This window comes from Streptomyces sp. NPDC047061 (assembly GCF_040643955.1).
GTDB lineage: Bacteria > Actinomycetota > Actinomycetes > Streptomycetales > Streptomycetaceae > Streptomyces.
Map to the genome: position 1 here is coordinate 26559 of NZ_JBEYVI010000033.1, position 16953 is coordinate 43511.

Below are 16953 nucleotides of genomic sequence, written 5' to 3' on the forward strand. Positions count from 1 at the left end.
GACCGTGGCGGACGAGCCCGTTTCCGGCCGGGCGGAGCCGGACGACGATCGGATCCATGAGCGCATCCACCCCGATCGGCCGGTACTTCGACGTCCAGGGCGGACAGGTCTACGGCCACGTCCGCGAGGGCGACGGACCGGCCCTCGTCCTCCTCCACTACTGGGGCGGCTCCCATCGCACCTGGCGGCCGGTCCTCGAACTCCTCGGCCCCACCCAGGCCTTCGTCGCCTACGACCACCGCGGCTGGGGCGCGTCCGCCGCCGCGCCCGGGCCGTACGGCATCGAGCAGCTCGCCGACGACGCCCAGCAGGTCGTCGGCCGGCTCGGTTACGACGAGTTCGTCGTCGTCGGCCACTCCACGGGCGGAAAGGTCACCCAGGCCCTGGCCTCCAGGCGCCCGGCCGGGCTCAGGGGCCTGGTGCTCGTCGCGCCCGCGCCGCCCGCCCCGGTCGGGGTGACGCCCGAGTTCCAGGAGGCCCTCTCGCACGCCTACGACAGCGCGGAGACCATCGGCCGGAGCATCGACCAGGTGCTGACCGGCCGGCCCCTCGGCGGCGCCCTGCGCGCCCAGGTCCTGGAGGACAGCTCCCGGGCGGCGGAAGCGGCCCGCTCGGCCTGGCCGCGGCAGGGGCTGGTCGAGGACCTCTCCGGCAGCGTCGGGAAGATCGACGTACCCGTGCTGGTGCTGACCGGCGGCGCGGACAGGGTCGACCCGCCGCAGGTGCTGCGTGAGCACCTGCTCCCCCTGATCCCCACCGCGACCCTCACCGAGCTGGACGGCGTGGGCCACCTCTCCCCACTGGAGGCGCCGGACCTGGTCGCCCGGCACCTCGCTGACTTCCTCCGCACCCTGTGAGCAGCACCGGGCCGGGCCGCGAGGCAGGTCCGAGGGCCGGTCCAGGGGCGCGGTCCTCACGCGTTCATGTGATGCCGCGCCCGCGGAGGCTCATGCTGTGATCAGGATCGGTCGGTGCGCGAGCCGCACTCACGGCAGAAGGAGACCACCATGACCGCATTCGCCCCCATCCCCGATTTCGCCCGCGGCCCGGACATCCCCTCGTCCGGCTACCTGGTCACCGAGCTGGGCGGTGGTGCCTACGGCATCACCAGCGGCGTCGACAACACCGTGTTCCTGGTGACCAGGAAGGGCGTGGTGGTCGTCGACGCCCCGCTGGACCTGGACGACCGGCTGCTGCAGGGCATCGAGGAGGTGACCCCCAAGCCGGTCACCCACCTGATCTACAGCCACGCGCACGCCGACCACATCGGCGCCGCGCACCTGCTGGCCCGGGACGGCGTGCAGATCGTCGCCCACGAGCTCACCGGCAGGTTCATCGAGGAGGCACGGGACAGCAGGCGGCCGCTGCCCACCGAGACCTTCAGCGGGACCCGGCACGAGCTGACCGTCGACGGCGAGCGGATCGTCCCGGAGTACAAGGGCGACTGGCACCAGGCGGGCAACCTCTTCATCCATCTCCCGGAACAGCGGGTCCTGGCCGCGATCGACAGCTTCTCGGTCCGCAACGCGCCGTTCTTCCGCCTGCTCTTCGCCGCCCACGTGCCCGCGTACTTCGACGCCATGGACCAGATGCTGGAGTACGACTTCGACACCGTCGTCTCCGGCCACATGGACCTCTTCGGCACCCCCGAGGACGTGCAGACCAACCGCGAGTACCTCCACGACCTGCGCTCCGCCGCGGCCGAGGCGCTGCGCACGGTCGACCTGCGGGAGGCCGGCGCCGGGGTCCCGGACAACAACAAGCAGGCGCAGCTCAAGGTGTGGATGGACAGGGTCGTCGCCCGCGCCGCCGAGTTGATGCCGACGGGCTGGGAGAAGCGGATCGGCGGGACGGACATCTTTCTTTCCGACAATCTCAACGCCGTCGCGTGGAGCGTCTTCATCGACTGAACGCCGTCAACCCCGAGTATGTGTACGACAGGCCGAGTGCCGATCGCATCGGGAGGACGCGTTGACCACTGAACCCCAGTCCGTGCCGGGAGCCGAACCGCAGCCGGTGCTCGGCCCGTTGACCACTGCAGCGATCTTCCTGGTGCTCACCGTCCGCCCCGGCGGCGAGGAGACGGCACGGGAGGTGCTGGGCGATCTCCGCGCGCTGGAGCGCAGCTTCGGGTTCGGTACCCCGGAAGCCGCGCTGAGCTGTGTGACGGGGATCGGTTCCGCGGCCTGGGACCGCCTGTTCGACCACCCCCGCCCGGCGGGCCTGCACCCCTTCCGGCCGCTGCAGGGGCCCCGGCACACCGCGGTCGCCACCCCCGGCGACCTCCTCCTGCACATCCGGGCCACCCGGTTCGACCTGTGCTTCGGACTCGCCGCCGAGATCATGAGCCGGCTGCGCGACGCGGTGACCGTCGAGGACGAGGTGCCGGGCTTCAAGTACCTCGACGCCCGCGACCTGCTGGGCTTCGTCGACGGCACCGAGAACCCGGTCGGCGCCGCCGCCCGGCGGGCCGTCCTGATCGGGGCGGAGGACCCCGGCCATGCCGGCGGCAGCTATGTGATCGTGCAGAAGTACGTCCACGACCTCGACGCGTGGAACGCGCTGCCCGCCGAGACGCAGGAGCGGATCATCGGGCGTACCAAGGCCACCAACCTCGAACTGGGCGAGCCCGCCTCCCACGTGGACCTGAACACGATCACCGGACCGGACGGCGGGGAACAGCAGATCCTGCGGGACAACATGCCGTTCGGCAGCCCCGGCGGCGGCGAGTTCGGCACCTACTTCATCGGGTACGCCCGGACGCCGGACGTCATCGAGCAGATGCTGCGGAACATGTTCCTCGGCACCGCCGACGCCACCCACGACCGGATCCTCGACTTCTCCACCGCGATCACCGGCACCCTCTTCTTCGTGCCGTCCGACGACTTCCTTGACGACCTGCCCGCGCTCCCCGGAGCCGGCCAGAGAGGACAATGACACCGATATGTCCGCGCATGTGATCGTGCTGCCGGGCGGCGGCTACGTGCAGCACGCCCGACACGAGGCCGAGCCGGTCGCCGAGTGGCTCACCGGGCTGGGGCTGGGCCTGGAGGCGAGCGTCTTCCGCTACCCCCTCGACGTCCGGCATCCGGTGCCCCTGGAGGCACTGCGCGCCGAGATCCGGCGCCGGCGCGCCGAAGGGGCCGGCCGGATCGGGCTCGTGGGGTTCTCGGCGGGCGGGCATCTCGCGGGTCTGGCGGCCCTGGCCGCGGACCACGACGTGCGGGCGTCGGTGCAGTTCGCCGTGCTCGGCTACGCCATCACCTCGATGGAGACCGAGACCTGCCGGCCCTCGCGGATCGTCCTGCTGGGCGAGGACGCCTCGCCGGAGCTGCGCCGGGCCACCTCGCTCGACGCGCTGGTGACCCCGGCGGCGCCGCCGTTCTTCCTCTGGCACACGGCGCAGGACCCGTACGTCCGGCCGGAGCACACCTACCGCCTGGCCACGGCCCTGGCCGCCAACGACGTGCCGCACACCGTGCACGTCTATCCCCACGGCCCGCACAGCCTGGGCCTCGCCCACGGCGCGGGCGAGGCCTCGACCTGGACCCGCTCGGCGGCGGCCTGGCTGGCCGAACAGACCGGGCCCACCTCCTCACTTGGACGCCACTGAGATGACGACGAGCCCGCATCTGCTCACGCTCGACCTCACCGGGGTCGCCGACAAGGCCGGCCTCATGGAGCGGGTCGCCTCCGGCCTCGGGCTGCCCGACTGGTTCGGGCGCAACTGGGACGCCCTCACCGAGAGCCTCGGCGACACCTCGTTGTGGCCGCCGGAGGCGGTCGGACGCGGGCTCCTGGTGGTCGTCACCGGGTGGCAGGGATACGCGCGGACCAGACCGGACGAGTGGGAGACCGCCCGCCGGGTGTTCACCGACGCGTCCGCCGACGAACCCGCGCTGACCGTCACCCTGGCCCCTCAGTGAACTCACCGGTGCTCCCGTAGTTTCCTCCAAATGAGCCCTGACCTGCCTGGACCTTCGTCCCGGGCATGACGTACCGGTCCGCATGGGAGAATGAAGTACGTGCTTTTCCCCCTGGCCGACCGGTCCGGGGGTCACCTCTGATCGACCGGGATGTGCGGCACGTGCGTTTCCTCAATGACCTCCAACCCCCGTACGACCTGACGTACGACGACGTCTTCATGGTGCCGAGCCGCTCCGCGGTCGGCTCGCGTCAGGGCGTGGACCTCAACTCGCCGGACGGCACGGGCACCACCATCCCGCTGGTCGTCGCCAACATGACCGCGATCGCGGGCCGGCGGATGGCCGAGACGGTGGCCCGGCGCGGCGGACTCGTCGTGATCCCGCAGGACATCCCGATCGACGTGGTCACCGATGTCATCACCTGGGTGAAGAGCCGCCACCTGGTCCTGGACACCCCGATCGTGCTGGCCCCGCACCAGACCGTCGCCGACGCGCTGGCCCTGCTGCCGAAGCGGGCGCACAACGCCGGTGTCGTCGTCGACGAGGACGGCCGCCCCGTGGGCGTCGTCACCGACCGGGACCTCACCGGCGTCGACCGCTTCACGCAGCTCGCCGAGGTCATGTCCCGCGACCTGCTGCTGCTCGACGCGGACATCGACCCCCGCGAGGCCTTCAACAAGCTGGACGGCGCCAACCGCCGCTACGCCCCGGCGGTCGACGGCGACGGCAAGCTGGCCGGCATCCTCACCCGCAAGGGCGCCCTGCGCGCCACCCTGTACACCCCGGCGACCGACGCGCAGGGCAGGCTGCGGATCGCCGCCGCCGTCGGCATCAACGGCGACTTCGCGAGCAAGGCGAAGCAGCTGCTCGACGCGGGTGTCGACACGCTCGTCATCGACACCGCGCACGGTCACCAGGAGTCGATGATCAGCGCGATCAAGCTGGTCCGCGACCTCGACCCGCACGTCCCGATCGCGGCCGGCAACATCGTCTCCGCCGAAGGGGTCAAGGACCTCGTCGACGCCGGCGCGGACATCATCAAGGTCGGCGTGGGCCCCGGCGCCATGTGCACCACCCGCATGATGACCGGCGTCGGCCGGCCGCAGTTCTCGGCGGTCCTGGAGTGCGCCGCCGAGGCGAGGAAGTACGGCAAGCACGTCTGGGCCGACGGCGGTGTCCGGCACCCCCGTGACGTCGCCATGGCGCTGGCCGCCGGTGCGTCCAACGTGATGGTCGGCTCCTGGTTCGCGGGCACCTACGAGTCCCCGGGCGACCTCCAGCAGGACGCCGACGGGCGGCTGTACAAGGAGTCCTTCGGCATGGCCTCCGCGCGCGCGGTGCGCAACCGCACGTCGGACGAGTCGGCCTACGACCGGGCCCGCAAGGCGCTCTTCGAGGAGGGCATCTCCACGTCCCGGATGTTCCTCGACCCGGCCCGGCCGGGCGTGGAGGACCTGATCGACTCGATCATCGCGGGCGTGCGGTCGTCGTGCACCTATGCCGGTGCCGGGTCGCTGGAGGAGTTCGCCCAGAAGGCGATCGTCGGGATCCAGAGCGCGGCGGGGTACGCGGAGGGGAAGCCACTGCACGCGAGCTGGAGCTAGGGGGTCGGTGCCGTCGGGCTCGTGTTCTACTTCGTATACGGCTGTCGCCGGTCCCGTCCTGCACCACCTGAGAGCTGAACGACCCCTTGCTGAACGATCTCGACGAACGCATCGTGCACGCCCTCGCCGAGGACGCCCGCCGCTCCTACGCGGACATCGGGCAACTGGTCGGCCTGTCCGCGCCCGCCGTCAAACGGCGCGTGGACCGGCTGCGCGCCACCGGGGCGATCACCGGGTTCACCGTACGGGTCGATCCGGCGGCCCTCGGCTGGGAGACCGAGGGGTTCGTCGAGATCTACTGCCGGCGCAACACGTCCCCGGAGACCATCCAGCGGGGCCTGGAGCGCTACCAGGAGGTGGTGGCCGCGTCGACGGTCACCGGTGAGGCCGACGCCGTCGTGCAGGTCTTCGCCTCCGACATGCGGCACTTCGAGAGGGTGCTGGAGCGGATCGCGGGGGAGCCGTTCGTGGAGCGGACCAAGTCGGTGCTGGTGCTGTCCCCGCTGCTGCGGCGCTTCTCGTCGGGCGCGCCGGGCTGAGCCGGGCGCACCGCTCGGGTGCCTCCGGAGCGGGCCGGCTGTCCCTGGCCCGCGCCCTGGGCAGCCGTACGATCAGCGCCCATCCGAGCGAGACGGCCGAGGAGCAGCCCGCATGACAGAGCAGCAGCCCGACGACTCCCTGGCCGCGGCGCTCGCCGACGGTTCCCTGCGCGAGGTCGAGGTCGCCTGGTCCGACCCCTACGGCCGGGTACAGGGCAAGCGGATACCCGCGGCCCGCTACCCCGAGGCCGCCGCCGGCCGGGGCGTCGGCTTCTGTGACGGCTCGCTCGCCTGGAACGCCCTCGGCGAGGTGCAGACCGCCGCCGGACTCGGCGCCCCCGAGCGCGGCTACCCGGACGCCTACGCCGTACCCGACCCGGCCACCTACCGGCCGCTGCCCTGGCGGCCGGGGGCGGGACAGGTGCTGTCCGACGTGTACGGCCACGACGGCGCGCCCTCGCCGGCCTCGCCCCGCGCGGTGCTGCGCCGGGTCCTGGACCACCTGGCCGGGCTCGGGTACGGCGTCCGGGCCGCCCTGGAGCTGGAGTTCTACCTGCTGCGCCCGGACGGCGGTCCGCTCCCGCAGGGCCTGCACGCCTACTCGCTGGAGCTGGCGAACGAACTCGACCCGCTGCTCGGCCGGTTCACCGACGAGCTGACCGCGTTCGTGCCCGTCGAGAGCGTGCTCACCGAGTACGGGCCCGGCCAGGTGGAGCTGAACCTCTCCCACCAGGACGCGCTGACCGCGGCCGACGACGCCTTCCGGCTGCGCTACGCGGTACGTGAACTGGCCCGCCGCGAGGGCCTGCTGGCGACCTTCATGGCCAAGCCGCTGAACGGGCGGTCGGGCAGCTCCGCGCACATCCACCTGTCGTTGTGGCAGAACGGCGAGCCCGCGTTCGCGCCCGAGGCGGGAGCGGCGAGCAGGACCATGCGGGCCGCCGTGGCGGGCCTGGTGCGGCACCTGCCCGGGCTGACCCTCTTCGGGGCGCCCACCGTCAATTCGTACAAGCGCTTCGAGCCCGGCGGCTACGCCCCGCACCGGGCCGACTGGGGCGGCGACGACCGTACCGTCGCCGTCCGCTCGCTGGTGGACACCCCGCACTCCAGCCGGATCGAGCTGCGCACCCCCGGAGCGGACGCCAACCCGTACCTGGCGCTGGCCGCCGCGCTGGCCGCCGTCGCCGCGGGCCTGGAGGACGGCCTGGACCTGCCGCCCGCGGACCGGGCCCCGGCGCCGCTGCCCGCCACCCTCGCGGCGGCGGCCGCGGCCCGTGCCGACCGGCGGCTGGCCGCGCTGCTCGGCGAGGACGTCGTCCACGACCACGCCGTGCTCGCCGACTCCGAGTGGCACGCCTACACGACCCAGGTGACCACCTGGGAGACCGACCGCTATCTCAGGAACCCGTGAGCCCCGTCGAAGACGCCCCGCACGGCCCGCACCGCTCCTAGTCCGCGGTCTTCCTGGCCAGGGCGTTGTTGTCGATGGAGTTGTGCACGCTGAAGCTCACCGCGTCCGAGCGGTAGCGGTCGTCCGACCACTCCACCGGCCGGCCCTCCCGCGTCGTCGTCACGCGCCGCACCCGCAGCAGCGGGCTCGTGCGGCGGATGCCGAGCAGCTCCGCGTCCTGCGCCCCGGCCGCCACCGCGTCGATCACGTGCTCGCCGTACGCGAAGACCAACCCGGTCTCCTCGTACAGCCGTTGGGTGACGGACGGGCACTCGGGCTCTATCGCCTCGACCGCCGGTGAGATCCAGTCCGCGTACACCGTCCGCTCCAGCAACACCGGCTCGCCGTCCAGGCCCCGCACCCGGAGCACGTGCAACACCGGGGTGCCGGCGGGGAGCTGGAGGCGGACCGCGTCCTCCTGGGCGGCCGGCCGGTAGTCCTGGGACACCACGTGTCCCGTCGCCTCGCGGCCCATCGCCTTCGCCCACTGCGCGAAGCTGCGCAGCTCCGCGAAGCTCTGGCTGCGGCGGCTGGCCAGGACCACCCGGCGGGCGCCCTGGCGGGAGCCGATCAGCCCCTCGGCGGTGAGCGCCGCGACCGCCTGGCGAACCGTCCCGCGGGAGACGGCGTACTCCGCGGCGAGCTCCGTCTCCGAGGGCAGCCGGCTGCCGACGGTGTACTCCTCGCGGTCGATGGCGCGCCGCAGCTCGTCGGCGATCTCCTCGTGTCGCGCCGTCATGCTTCCCCTCTGAGTAGGCGGCTGTGCACAGCGTGACCAGGGTAATCGACGCTCCTGGGTGATTCGCGTCAGCCCCGAACCGGCCAGGACTGTGCAGGGAATTGGGGCCCATGGTTTATGCGGTGTTCACATTCCCGACACCCGAGCCGGGCGTACTGGGGCCAACTTGTTCAGACAAGTTCGCCCGGTGCCACCCACAGCGCCGCCCACCCTCGTGTGTACTCCTGGAGAGACCGTGACCGTGTCCCTGCCGAGAACCGCCCTCCTCGGCGGCTCCCTCGCCGCCGTAGCCGCGCTTGCCCTCAGCGCCTGCGGCGCCGCCCCCGACAACACGTCGTCCACCACCTCCGACGGCAAGAACGCCGCCACCGCCACCTCCGCCGCCGACCTCGGCGGCATGGACAAGCTGGTCGCCGCCGCCAAGAAGGAGGGCACACTGCACATCATCGCGGTGCCCCGCGACTGGGCGAACTACGGCGCCATCATCGACGGCTTCAAGAAGAAGTACGGCATCAAGATCGAGGACGAGAGCCCCGACGGCTCCAGCCAGGACGAGATCACCGCGGTGACCTCGCGCAAGGGCCAGGACCGCGCGCCGGACGTGCTCGACCTCGGCTCCTCGTTCGCGCTCAGCGCCGCCCAGCAGGGGCTGCTCGCGCCGTACAAGGTGACCTCGTACTCCGACATCCCCACGGGCCAGGCGGACCCGCAGGCCCGCTGGTACAACGACTACGGCGGCTACATCTCCATCGGCTGCGACGCGAAGCGGGTCAAGACCTGCCCGACCACCTTCGCCGACCTGCTCAAGCCGGAGTACAAGGGCCAGGTCGCCCTCAACGGCAACCCGACCAAGTCCGGTTCGGCGTTCGGCGGCGTGTACGCGGCCGCGCTCGCCAACAAGGGCTCCTTCGACGACATCCAGCCCGGCCTCGACTTCTTCGCCAAGCTGAAGAAGAACGGCAACTACACGCCCGTCGAGTCCACCCCGGCCACCGTCGAGAAGGGCGAGACGCCCATCTCCATCGACTGGGACTACCTGAACGCCGGTTACGCCGACGAGTTCAAGTCCAAGGGTGTCGACTGGAAGGTCACCATCCCGACCGACGGCCAGTACGCCCAGTACTACTCGCAGGCCATCAACAAGGACGCCCCGCACCCGGCGGTCGCCCGCCTGTGGCAGGAGTACCTGTACAGCACCGAGGGCCAGAACCTGTGGCTCAAGGGCTACGCCCGCCCGGTCCTGATGAGCTCCATGGAGAAGGCCGGCACGCTGGACAAGACCGCCGCCGCCAAGCTCCCCGCGGTCACCGGCACGCCGACCTTCCCGACCGAGGCCCAGCAGGACAAGGCCAAGACGGTCCTCGCGACGGGCTGGTCGAAGGCCGTCTCCGGATGACGACCACGCTCACGCGGGCCGACGTGGCGTCCGCCGCTTCCCAGAAGCGGCGGCGCCGCGCCCCCGGCTGGCTCGCCGTCGTCCCGCTCCTCGCCTTCACGGCCGTCGCCTTCGGGCTGCCGGCCGTGGCCATGCTGAACGGCGCGTTCACCGTCAAGGACCCGACGAGCGGGGTGTCCTCGTACACCGGGCAGAACCTCAGCAACTCCCTCCAGGGGCCGTACCTCACCGCCCTCGTCGGCAGCGTCAAGCTCTCCGCGCTCTCCGCCCTCATCGCCGCCGCCCTCGGACTGCCGCTCGCGCAGGCCGTCGTCAGTTCGCGCTCCCGGATCCTGCGCGAGGCCGTGCTGACCGCCTCCGGCGTGCTCGCCAACTTCGGCGGCGTGCCGCTGGCGTTCGCGTTCGTCGCGACCCTCGGCAACGCCGGTGTGCTGACCACGCACCTGCACCTCACGGACCACGGCTGGAGCCTCTACAGCTTCTGGGGCCTGGTCCTCGTCTACCTGTACTTCCTGATCCCGCTGATGGTCCTCACCATCACCCCGGCCCTGGACGGGCTGCGGACGCAGTGGCGGGAGGCGGCCCGCAACAACGGCGCCACCGGCGTGCAGTACTGGCGGTTCGTGGCCCTGCCGGTCCTCGCGCCCTCGCTGCTCGGCGGGCTCGTGCTGCTCTTCGGCAGCGCCTTCGCCGCCTACGCCACCGCCGCCGCGATGGTCGGCAGCGCGGTCCCGCTGGTCACCCTCCAGATCGCCGACGCCATCTCCGGCAACGTCCTGGTCGGCCAGGAGAACGTGGCCCTCGCCCTGAGCCTGGACATGGTGCTGGTGGCCGGCGTGGTGATGGCCCTGTACCTGCCCCTGCAACGACGGAGCGCCCGATGGCTCGACGCCTGACCCCGTGGCGCTGGGCCGTCCTCGGCCTGGCCGCCCTCTACTTCCTGGTCCCGCTGGGCGCCTCCGTCGTCTTCACGGTCGACGTGCCCGGCCAGGGCGTCACCTTCGACGCCTACTCCCAGATCCTGTCCGCCGACGGGTTCGTCTCCAGCCTGGTGCTCTCGCTGGAGCTGGCCGTCGCCACCATCGCCGTCGTGCTGCTGCTGATGGTGCCCGCCATGGTCGCCCTGCGGCTGAGCGCGCCCAGGCTGCGCCCGGTCGTCGAGATCCTCTGCTCGCTGCCGCTGGTGGTGCCGCCGATCGCGTTCGTCGCCGGCATCGCGACCGTGCTCAAGTGGGGCCCGGACTACCTCTCCAAGACCCCGCTGTTCGAGACGTTCGTCGCCATCCAGAACCCGACCTTCCCGGTCGTGCTCGTCCTCGCGTACGTCGTGATGGCGCTGCCCTTCGTCTACCGGGCGCTGGACGCCGGGCTGCGCGCAATCGACGTGCGCACCCTCGTCGAGGCCGCCCGCAGCTGCGGCGCCAACTGGCCGCAGGCGCTTGTGCGGGCCGTGCTGCCCAACCTGCGCGGGGCGCTGCTCAACGCGGCCTTCCTCACCCTGGCCCTGGTGCTGGGCGAGTTCACGGTGGCCTCGCTGCTGGGCTACCAGCCCTTCGCCGTGTGGATCTACAACGTCGGCGGCTCCCAGGCCCAGATGTCCGTCGCCGTCTCCGTGCTCAGCCTCCTGGTGACCTGGGCCCTGCTCCTCGCGCTCGCCGGTGCCGGCGGCCGTGACCGAACCGCTTCCTCCCGGGGATGACACATCATGACCACCGCCACCCTTGAGAAGGCCGCGACCGTCGAATTCCGGTCGCTGCGGCGCGAGTTCGGCGCCACCGTCGCCCTCGACGGACTCGACCTGACCGTACAGCCGGGCGAGTTCCTGGCCCTGCTCGGCCCGTCCGGCTGCGGCAAGACCACCGCGCTGCGCATGCTCGCCGGCTTCGAACACCCCGACTCCGGCGCCGTCCTGGTCGACGGCGAGGACGTCACCCACGTCCCGGCGCACCGCCGTGACGCCGGGATGGTCTTCCAGTCGTACAGCCTCTTCCCGCATCTGAACGCTGTCGACAACGTGGCCTTCGGCATGCGCATGCGCAAGGTGCGCACGAGTGAACGGCGGGCTCGCGCCGCCGAGTTGCTGGAGCTCGTCGGGCTCGGCGACAAGGGGGAGCGGTTCCCGCACCAGCTCTCCGGCGGCCAGCAGCAGCGCATCGCGCTCGCCCGCGCCCTCGCCCTGCGGCCCCGCGTGCTCCTCCTCGACGAGCCGCTGTCCGCCCTGGACGCCAAGGTCCGGCTCAGCCTCCGCGAGGAGATCCGCCGGCTTCAGCTGGAGCTCGGCATCACCACCCTGTTCGTGACGCACGACCAGGAGGAGGCGCTGTCCATCGCCGACCGGGTCGCCGTGATGCGCGCCGGGCGGCTCGAACAGTGCGCCGAACCGGCCGAGTTGTACGGCCGTCCGGCCACCGCCTTCGTCGCCGAGTTCGTCGGCACGATGAGCCGGATCCCGGGGACGGTCAAGGACGGCACGGTCGAGGTGCTCGGGCAGCGGCTGCCGGCCGACGGGCAGGCGCCGGGCGAGGGCGAGGTCGACGTGCTGGTGCGGCCCGAGGCGGTCCAGGTGCGCGCGGACGGCGCCGGTACGGCCACGGTCGTCGCCACCGCCTTTTTGGGCGCGGTCGTCCGGGTCACCGTACGGCTCGCGGACGGCACCGAGGCCAAGGCCGACCTGCCCGCCCACGACGCCGCCGACCTGGGTGCCGGATCCGCGGTGAGCGTGTCGCTGCCCGAGCGACCGGTGCTCGTGGCGGAGCGCGCCCAGAAGTAACGCGTCCACAAGCCAGCGGTGCACTCACGAGCCAGTGGTGCATTCACAAGCCATCAGTGAGGAATGACAACAACGTGACCCCCCACCCACGACTCCCGCTCCAGGCCGTCCTGTTCGACATGGACGGAACGCTCGTCGACACCGAGCGACTGTGGTGGGAGGCGGTGGAACAGGTCGCCGGGCGGCCGCTCACCGAAGCCGACGAACCGGAGGTGCTCGGCCGGCCGGTGGAGCACACCGCCGACTGGCTCGCCGCGGCCACCGGACGCCCGGCCGCGGCTCTGGCGGCCGGGCTGCACCGGGAGTTCGCGGACCGCGTCCGCACCGGCATCGTGCCCCGCCCCGGCGCCCTGGACCTGCTCGACGCGCTGGCCGCGGCCGACGTCCCCACCGCCCTGGTCACCGCGTCCCCACGCGCGGTCGCCGACCTCGTCCTCGACGCCCTCGGCGCCGGCCGGTTCGCCGCCTCGGTCACCGCCGACGACACCGGGCGGACCAAGCCCGCCCCCGACCCGTACCTGGCCGCCTGCCGCGCCCTCGGCGTCGACCCGGCGGCCTGTGTCGCCGTAGAGGACACCGAGACCGGGGTCGCCTCGGCCGAGGCCGCCGGCTGTGCCGTCCTGGCCGTGCCCTCGCTCGCCCCGATCGGCGGCGCGCCCGGCCGGACCGTCCGTGACACGCTGGTCGGGGTCACCCCGAAGGAGCTGAGCGAGATGGCCGTACCGGAACTGCGGGTGATGTCCTGGAACCTGTGGCTCGGCGGCGGCCGGATCGACGACCACCGCGCCAAGCAGGTCAAGGCGATCATGGACGCCGGCGCGGACGTCGTCGGCCTCCAGGAGACCGCCGGGACCAGCGCGCGGGAGCTCGCCGAGGCCCTCGGCTGGCACCACCACACGGCGGGCGAGAACCTCGGGATCATCAGCCGGTACCCGATCACCGCCCGCCTCGGCGACCCGGACGTCGGCTTCTACGGAGCCGCCGGGGTGCGGATCGCCGTCCGCTCCGGCCGCGAGGTCGAGATCTGGACCGCGCACCTGCACTACACGCCGTACGGGCCCTACGAGTTCCACTTCGACGGGCTCGGCGCCGACGAGCTGATCGCCCACGAGGAGGTGCGGCTGGGGCAGATGGCGCAGGCCCTGCGGCGGATCGGGGACGGTGACGTGCCGGTGGTGCTGGTCGGGGACTTCAACTGCCCGTCCCATCTGGACTGGGCGGCGGTCGGGTGGCCGGTGACGCGGGCCGCCGAGGACGCCGGGTTCCGCGACTCCTACCGGGAAGCGCACCCGGACCCGGCCGCCGCGCCCGGCCACACCTGGTCGCCGATCCACCCCGTCCACGAGGACGGCAGCGGGCGGCCCGAACCGCAGGACCGGATCGACTACGTGCTGCACAGGGGGCTGCGCGTACTCGACTCCCGGACCTGGGTCACCGGCTCCCCGGCGCCCTGGCCCGAGGTGGCGGGCAACGACTGGCCCTCCGACCACGCGGCCGTCGTCACCACGTTCGCCGTCGAGCCGTAACCAGGGGTTACCCGGGGCAACCATTGCGGTCGGGGTGACGGTCCCGTAAGTTGTGCGGGCCCCCTTACTGGCTGGTAACACCGGTAGGTAACCCATGCGCTGGCCCCTCGGCCGACCCACCACCGTCCGTGCGCGGATCGTGGCGCTCGCGCTCGCCCCGGCCCTCGCGCTGACGGCCCTGTGGAGCTTCGCCATGGTGTCCGTCACCGCCGAGCTACGCGCGCTGATCCGGCTCCAGGGGGTGTACGACGACTTCGGCACCCCCGTCGACACCGCCGTCGGGCAGATCCAGATCGAACGGCGGCTGTCGGCGGCCTACCTGGGCGCGCCACTGGACACCGCGGCCGCCGCCGACCTGCTCGCCCAGCAGCGGCGCACCGACCGCGCGGTGGACGCCATGCGGGTCGCGATCCGGGACGGCGACCGCGGGCGCCTCAGCGACCGGCAGCGCCAGGCGCTCGACGCGATGGTGACCGCCACCGGCAGGCTGGAGAGCCTGCGCGGGCTGGTGCTGTCCCGGAAGATCTCCTGGGACCGCGCCGTGGCCGGCTACAGCGACCTCGTGGCGCCCGGATTCGACGTCGAGTCCACCCTCACCGCGCTCCAGGCCGGACAGCTGGCCCGGGAGTCCCAGGTCGTCGTCGAGCTGGTGCGGGTCAGGGAGTTCGTCTCGCGCGAGGACGCGCTGGTCGCGGGGGCGCGGGCCGCCGGACGGCTCACCGACGCGCAGTACTCCACCCTCACCGCGACCATCGAGGACCGCCGGGTCTTCGAGCGGACCTATGTGCCTGACCTGCCGTCGGACTCACGGGCGCTGTTCGAGACGTTCCAGCGCGGCGCGCTGCACCGCTCGCTGGTCGGCGGCGAGGACGCGCTGCTGCGGGCGGGCGCGGACCGGGCCGGTGCGGCCGTCGCCGCGGGCACCTGGCGGTCCACCACCGACCGGGCCGTCGAGCAGTACATGCTGCTGTGCACGCACGCGGCCGAGAACTCCGCCGCCCGCGGACGGGCCTTCGCCTACCGGGAGTTGGCCAAGGCGGCCGTCGTCGGCGCGGCCGGCCTCGCGGCGGTGGGCCTGTCGCTGTGGTTCGCGGTGCGCGGGGCGCGCCGCATCTCGCGCCGCCTGGAGACCCTGCGGGACGCGGCCGACCTGCTGACCGCGCGCCAACTGCCCGCGCTGGTGGAGCGGCTGAGCGCCGGCGAGGACGTGGACGCGGTCACCGAGGCGCCGCCGCTGGCCGCCGGGGAGGCCGGGGACGACGAGATCGGCGACGTCGGCCGGTCGTTCAACCGGGCCCGGCTGGCCGCCGTCGAGGCCGCGGTCCAGCAGGCCACGCTGCGGCGGGGCCTGTTCGTGGTCCTCCTCAACATCGCCCGCCGCAACCAGGCCCTCGTCCACCGTCAGCTGAAACTCGTCGACACGCTGGAACGCCGCACCGACGACCCGGTCGTCCTGGGCGAGCTGTTCCGCATCGACCACCTCACCACCCGGATGCGCCGGCACGCGGAGAGCCTGATCATCCTCTCCGGCGCGGCCCCCGGACGGCGCTGGCGGCGGCCCGTGCCGGTCGCCGACGTGGTGTCCTCGGCGGTCGGCGAGATCGAGGACTACCCGCGGGTCGTGGTGCCGCCGATGCCCGAGGTGGGCGTGGCCGCGGACGCCGTCGCCGACGTCGTGCACCTGCTCGCCGAGCTCCTGGAGAACGCCACGGTGTTCTCGCCGCCGCACACCCAGGTCACCCTGCGCACCGGCCGGGTCGGCCACGGTTTCACCCTGGAGATCGACGACCGGGGCCTCGGCCTCGACGCCGACCAGCTCGCCGGGGCCCGCCGCACCCTCACCGACCCCGACGCCTTCGACCCGACCCGCCACGACCGGCTCGGCCTCTACGTCGTGGGCCGCCTGGCCGCCCGGCACGGCATCGAGGTGACCCTGCGGGAGTCGCCGTACGGGGGGACGACGGCGGTGGTGCTGCTGCCGGAGGCGGTGCTGGCGGAGGTGGAGCCGGACGGCGGCCGCCGGGGAGGCGAGCTCGGACGGCGGGCAGCCGCGCCGGAACACGGGCGCGCGCCGGCACCTGAGGGAGACCGACCGGCATCGGCGGTCGGCGTGCTGCCGGTAACCGGAGGTACGGCGGCCAACGGTACGGCGGCGGGAGGTGTGGTGGCCGTCGGGGAGGCGGCGGCGCACGGCGCGCGCGGACCGGGCCGTGAGACGGACCCGCCGCAGGGCAGAACGGATGCCCCGTCTCCCGAGGCGCCCGCGGCCCGGACGGACGACGCGTCGCCCGAATCCCCGCCGGCCCTGCCCACCCGCACCCGTCAGACCTCCCTCGCGCCCGAACTGCGCACCGGCCCGCCCGCTCCCGACCGGCCGGTCGCGCGCGATCTGGACGCCGACGAGATGCGGGCCGTCTTCGGCGCCTTCCAGCGCGGCCTGGACCGGGGCCGCAGGGGAGTGCCGACCGGACCCGAGGAGCCGAACCACACCGAGGAAGGGACGCGTGCCGACGATGACCAGTGACGACCACCCCCAGCCACCCGACCCGACCACCGCCCCCGGCCCACAGCCCCCCGCCGACGCGGGACCCGGCGTCGGGGCGGGTCGGCCCGGGAGTGATCTCGGCTGGCTGCTCGACGATCTCGTCGCCCGGACCGACCACGTCCGGCAGGCCGTGCTGCTCACCGCCGACGGGCTGCCGCTCAGCCACTCCGAGGGGATGCGGCGGCGGGACATCGAGCACCTCGCGGCCGTCTGTTCCGGCTTCCACAGCCTGGCCCGCTCGGCGGGGGACCGGTTCGGCGCCGGGGAGGTGCGGCAGACCATGGTGATGCTCGACGACGCCTATCTCTTCGTCACCCCGGCCGGACACGGCAGTCGGCTCGCCGTCCTCAGCGACGTCCGTACCGACGTCGGCCAGCTGGCCCACGAGATGGCCCTGCTCGTCCGCCGCCTCGGCCGGCACCTGGACGCCGCCGCGCGCTCGGCCCCCTGACGACCGC

General features: G+C 73.0%; 16 protein-coding genes. 15 read left to right on the forward strand and 1 reads right to left on the reverse strand.

Going from position 1 to position 16953, the window contains the following annotated elements; genetic code table 11:
* The first annotated feature begins 56 nt into the window (after window positions 1-56).
* From ABZ887_RS35865 to ABZ887_RS35900, 8 genes are all read left to right on the forward strand, one after another.
* Window positions 57-857, forward strand: a complete 801-nt coding sequence (locus ABZ887_RS35865; protein WP_361299029.1) for an alpha/beta hydrolase — start codon at window positions 57-59, stop codon at window positions 855-857.
* Window positions 858-1007: 150 nt separating this feature from the next.
* Complete coding sequence (locus ABZ887_RS35870; RefSeq protein WP_361299032.1) at window positions 1008-1910, forward strand: MBL fold metallo-hydrolase; 903 nt, start codon at window positions 1008-1010, stop codon at window positions 1908-1910.
* A 61-nt stretch (window positions 1911-1971) separates the two neighbouring features.
* Complete coding sequence (locus tag ABZ887_RS35875; RefSeq protein ID WP_361299035.1) at window positions 1972-2937, forward strand: Dyp-type peroxidase; 966 nt, start codon at window positions 1972-1974, stop codon at window positions 2935-2937.
* 7 nt (window positions 2938-2944) lie between these two features.
* Window positions 2945-3613, forward strand: coding sequence for a prolyl oligopeptidase family serine peptidase (locus tag ABZ887_RS35880; protein WP_361299038.1), 669 nt, complete (start codon window positions 2945-2947; stop codon window positions 3611-3613).
* Window position 3614: 1 nt separating this feature from the next.
* Window positions 3615-3926, forward strand: coding sequence for a barstar family protein (locus ABZ887_RS35885; RefSeq protein WP_361299041.1), 312 nt, complete (start codon window positions 3615-3617; stop codon window positions 3924-3926).
* A gap of 161 nt (window positions 3927-4087) precedes the next feature.
* Entirely contained in the window at window positions 4088-5530 is a 1443-nt protein-coding gene (locus ABZ887_RS35890) for a GuaB1 family IMP dehydrogenase-related protein (protein WP_361299044.1), read from the forward strand.
* Window positions 5531-5616: 86 nt separating this feature from the next.
* On the forward strand, window positions 5617-6069 hold the full coding sequence (locus tag ABZ887_RS35895; RefSeq protein ID WP_046726552.1) for an Lrp/AsnC family transcriptional regulator: 453 nt from the start codon (window positions 5617-5619) through the stop codon (window positions 6067-6069).
* Between the two features lie 112 nt (window positions 6070-6181).
* Complete coding sequence (locus ABZ887_RS35900; RefSeq protein WP_361299047.1) at window positions 6182-7480, forward strand: glutamine synthetase family protein; 1299 nt, start codon at window positions 6182-6184, stop codon at window positions 7478-7480.
* A 37-nt stretch (window positions 7481-7517) separates the two neighbouring features.
* On the opposite strand, the gene ABZ887_RS35905 is transcribed toward ABZ887_RS35900, so the two are convergent.
* Window positions 7518-8258: a GntR family transcriptional regulator gene (locus tag ABZ887_RS35905; protein WP_361299050.1), complete on the reverse strand. Its 741-nt coding sequence runs from the start codon at window positions 8256-8258 to the stop codon at window positions 7518-7520.
* Between the two features lie 235 nt (window positions 8259-8493).
* Between ABZ887_RS35905 and ABZ887_RS35910 the strand changes: the two genes are divergently transcribed.
* From ABZ887_RS35910 to ABZ887_RS35940, 7 genes are all read left to right on the forward strand, one after another.
* Window positions 8494-9654 carry an extracellular solute-binding protein gene (locus tag ABZ887_RS35910; protein WP_361299052.1) on the forward strand — a complete coding sequence of 387 codons (1161 nt, stop codon included), beginning with the start codon at window positions 8494-8496 and terminating at the stop codon, window positions 9652-9654.
* Window positions 9651-10550, forward strand: a complete 900-nt coding sequence (locus ABZ887_RS35915; RefSeq protein WP_361299055.1) for an ABC transporter permease subunit — start codon at window positions 9651-9653, stop codon at window positions 10548-10550. The genes ABZ887_RS35910 and ABZ887_RS35915 overlap by 4 nt, the downstream gene beginning before the upstream one ends.
* Window positions 10535-11353 carry an ABC transporter permease subunit gene (locus ABZ887_RS35920; RefSeq protein ID WP_361299058.1) on the forward strand — a complete coding sequence of 273 codons (819 nt, stop codon included), beginning with the start codon at window positions 10535-10537 and terminating at the stop codon, window positions 11351-11353. The genes ABZ887_RS35915 and ABZ887_RS35920 overlap by 16 nt, the downstream gene beginning before the upstream one ends.
* 6 nt (window positions 11354-11359) lie before the next feature.
* Window positions 11360-12424, forward strand: coding sequence for an ABC transporter ATP-binding protein (locus ABZ887_RS35925; RefSeq protein WP_361299061.1), 1065 nt, complete (start codon window positions 11360-11362; stop codon window positions 12422-12424).
* A 74-nt stretch (window positions 12425-12498) separates the two neighbouring features.
* On the forward strand, window positions 12499-13950 hold the full coding sequence (locus ABZ887_RS35930) for an HAD-IA family hydrolase (RefSeq protein WP_361299064.1): 1452 nt from the start codon (window positions 12499-12501) through the stop codon (window positions 13948-13950).
* Window positions 13951-14044: 94 nt separating this feature from the next.
* On the forward strand, window positions 14045-16474 hold the full coding sequence (locus ABZ887_RS35935; protein ID WP_361299067.1) for a nitrate- and nitrite sensing domain-containing protein: 2430 nt from the start codon (window positions 14045-14047) through the stop codon (window positions 16472-16474).
* Entirely contained in the window at window positions 16455-16946 is a 492-nt protein-coding gene (locus ABZ887_RS35940; RefSeq protein ID WP_361299070.1) for a roadblock/LC7 domain-containing protein, read from the forward strand. Before ABZ887_RS35935 ends, ABZ887_RS35940 begins: the two co-directional genes overlap by 20 nt.
* Window positions 16947-16953 lie beyond the last annotated feature (7 nt).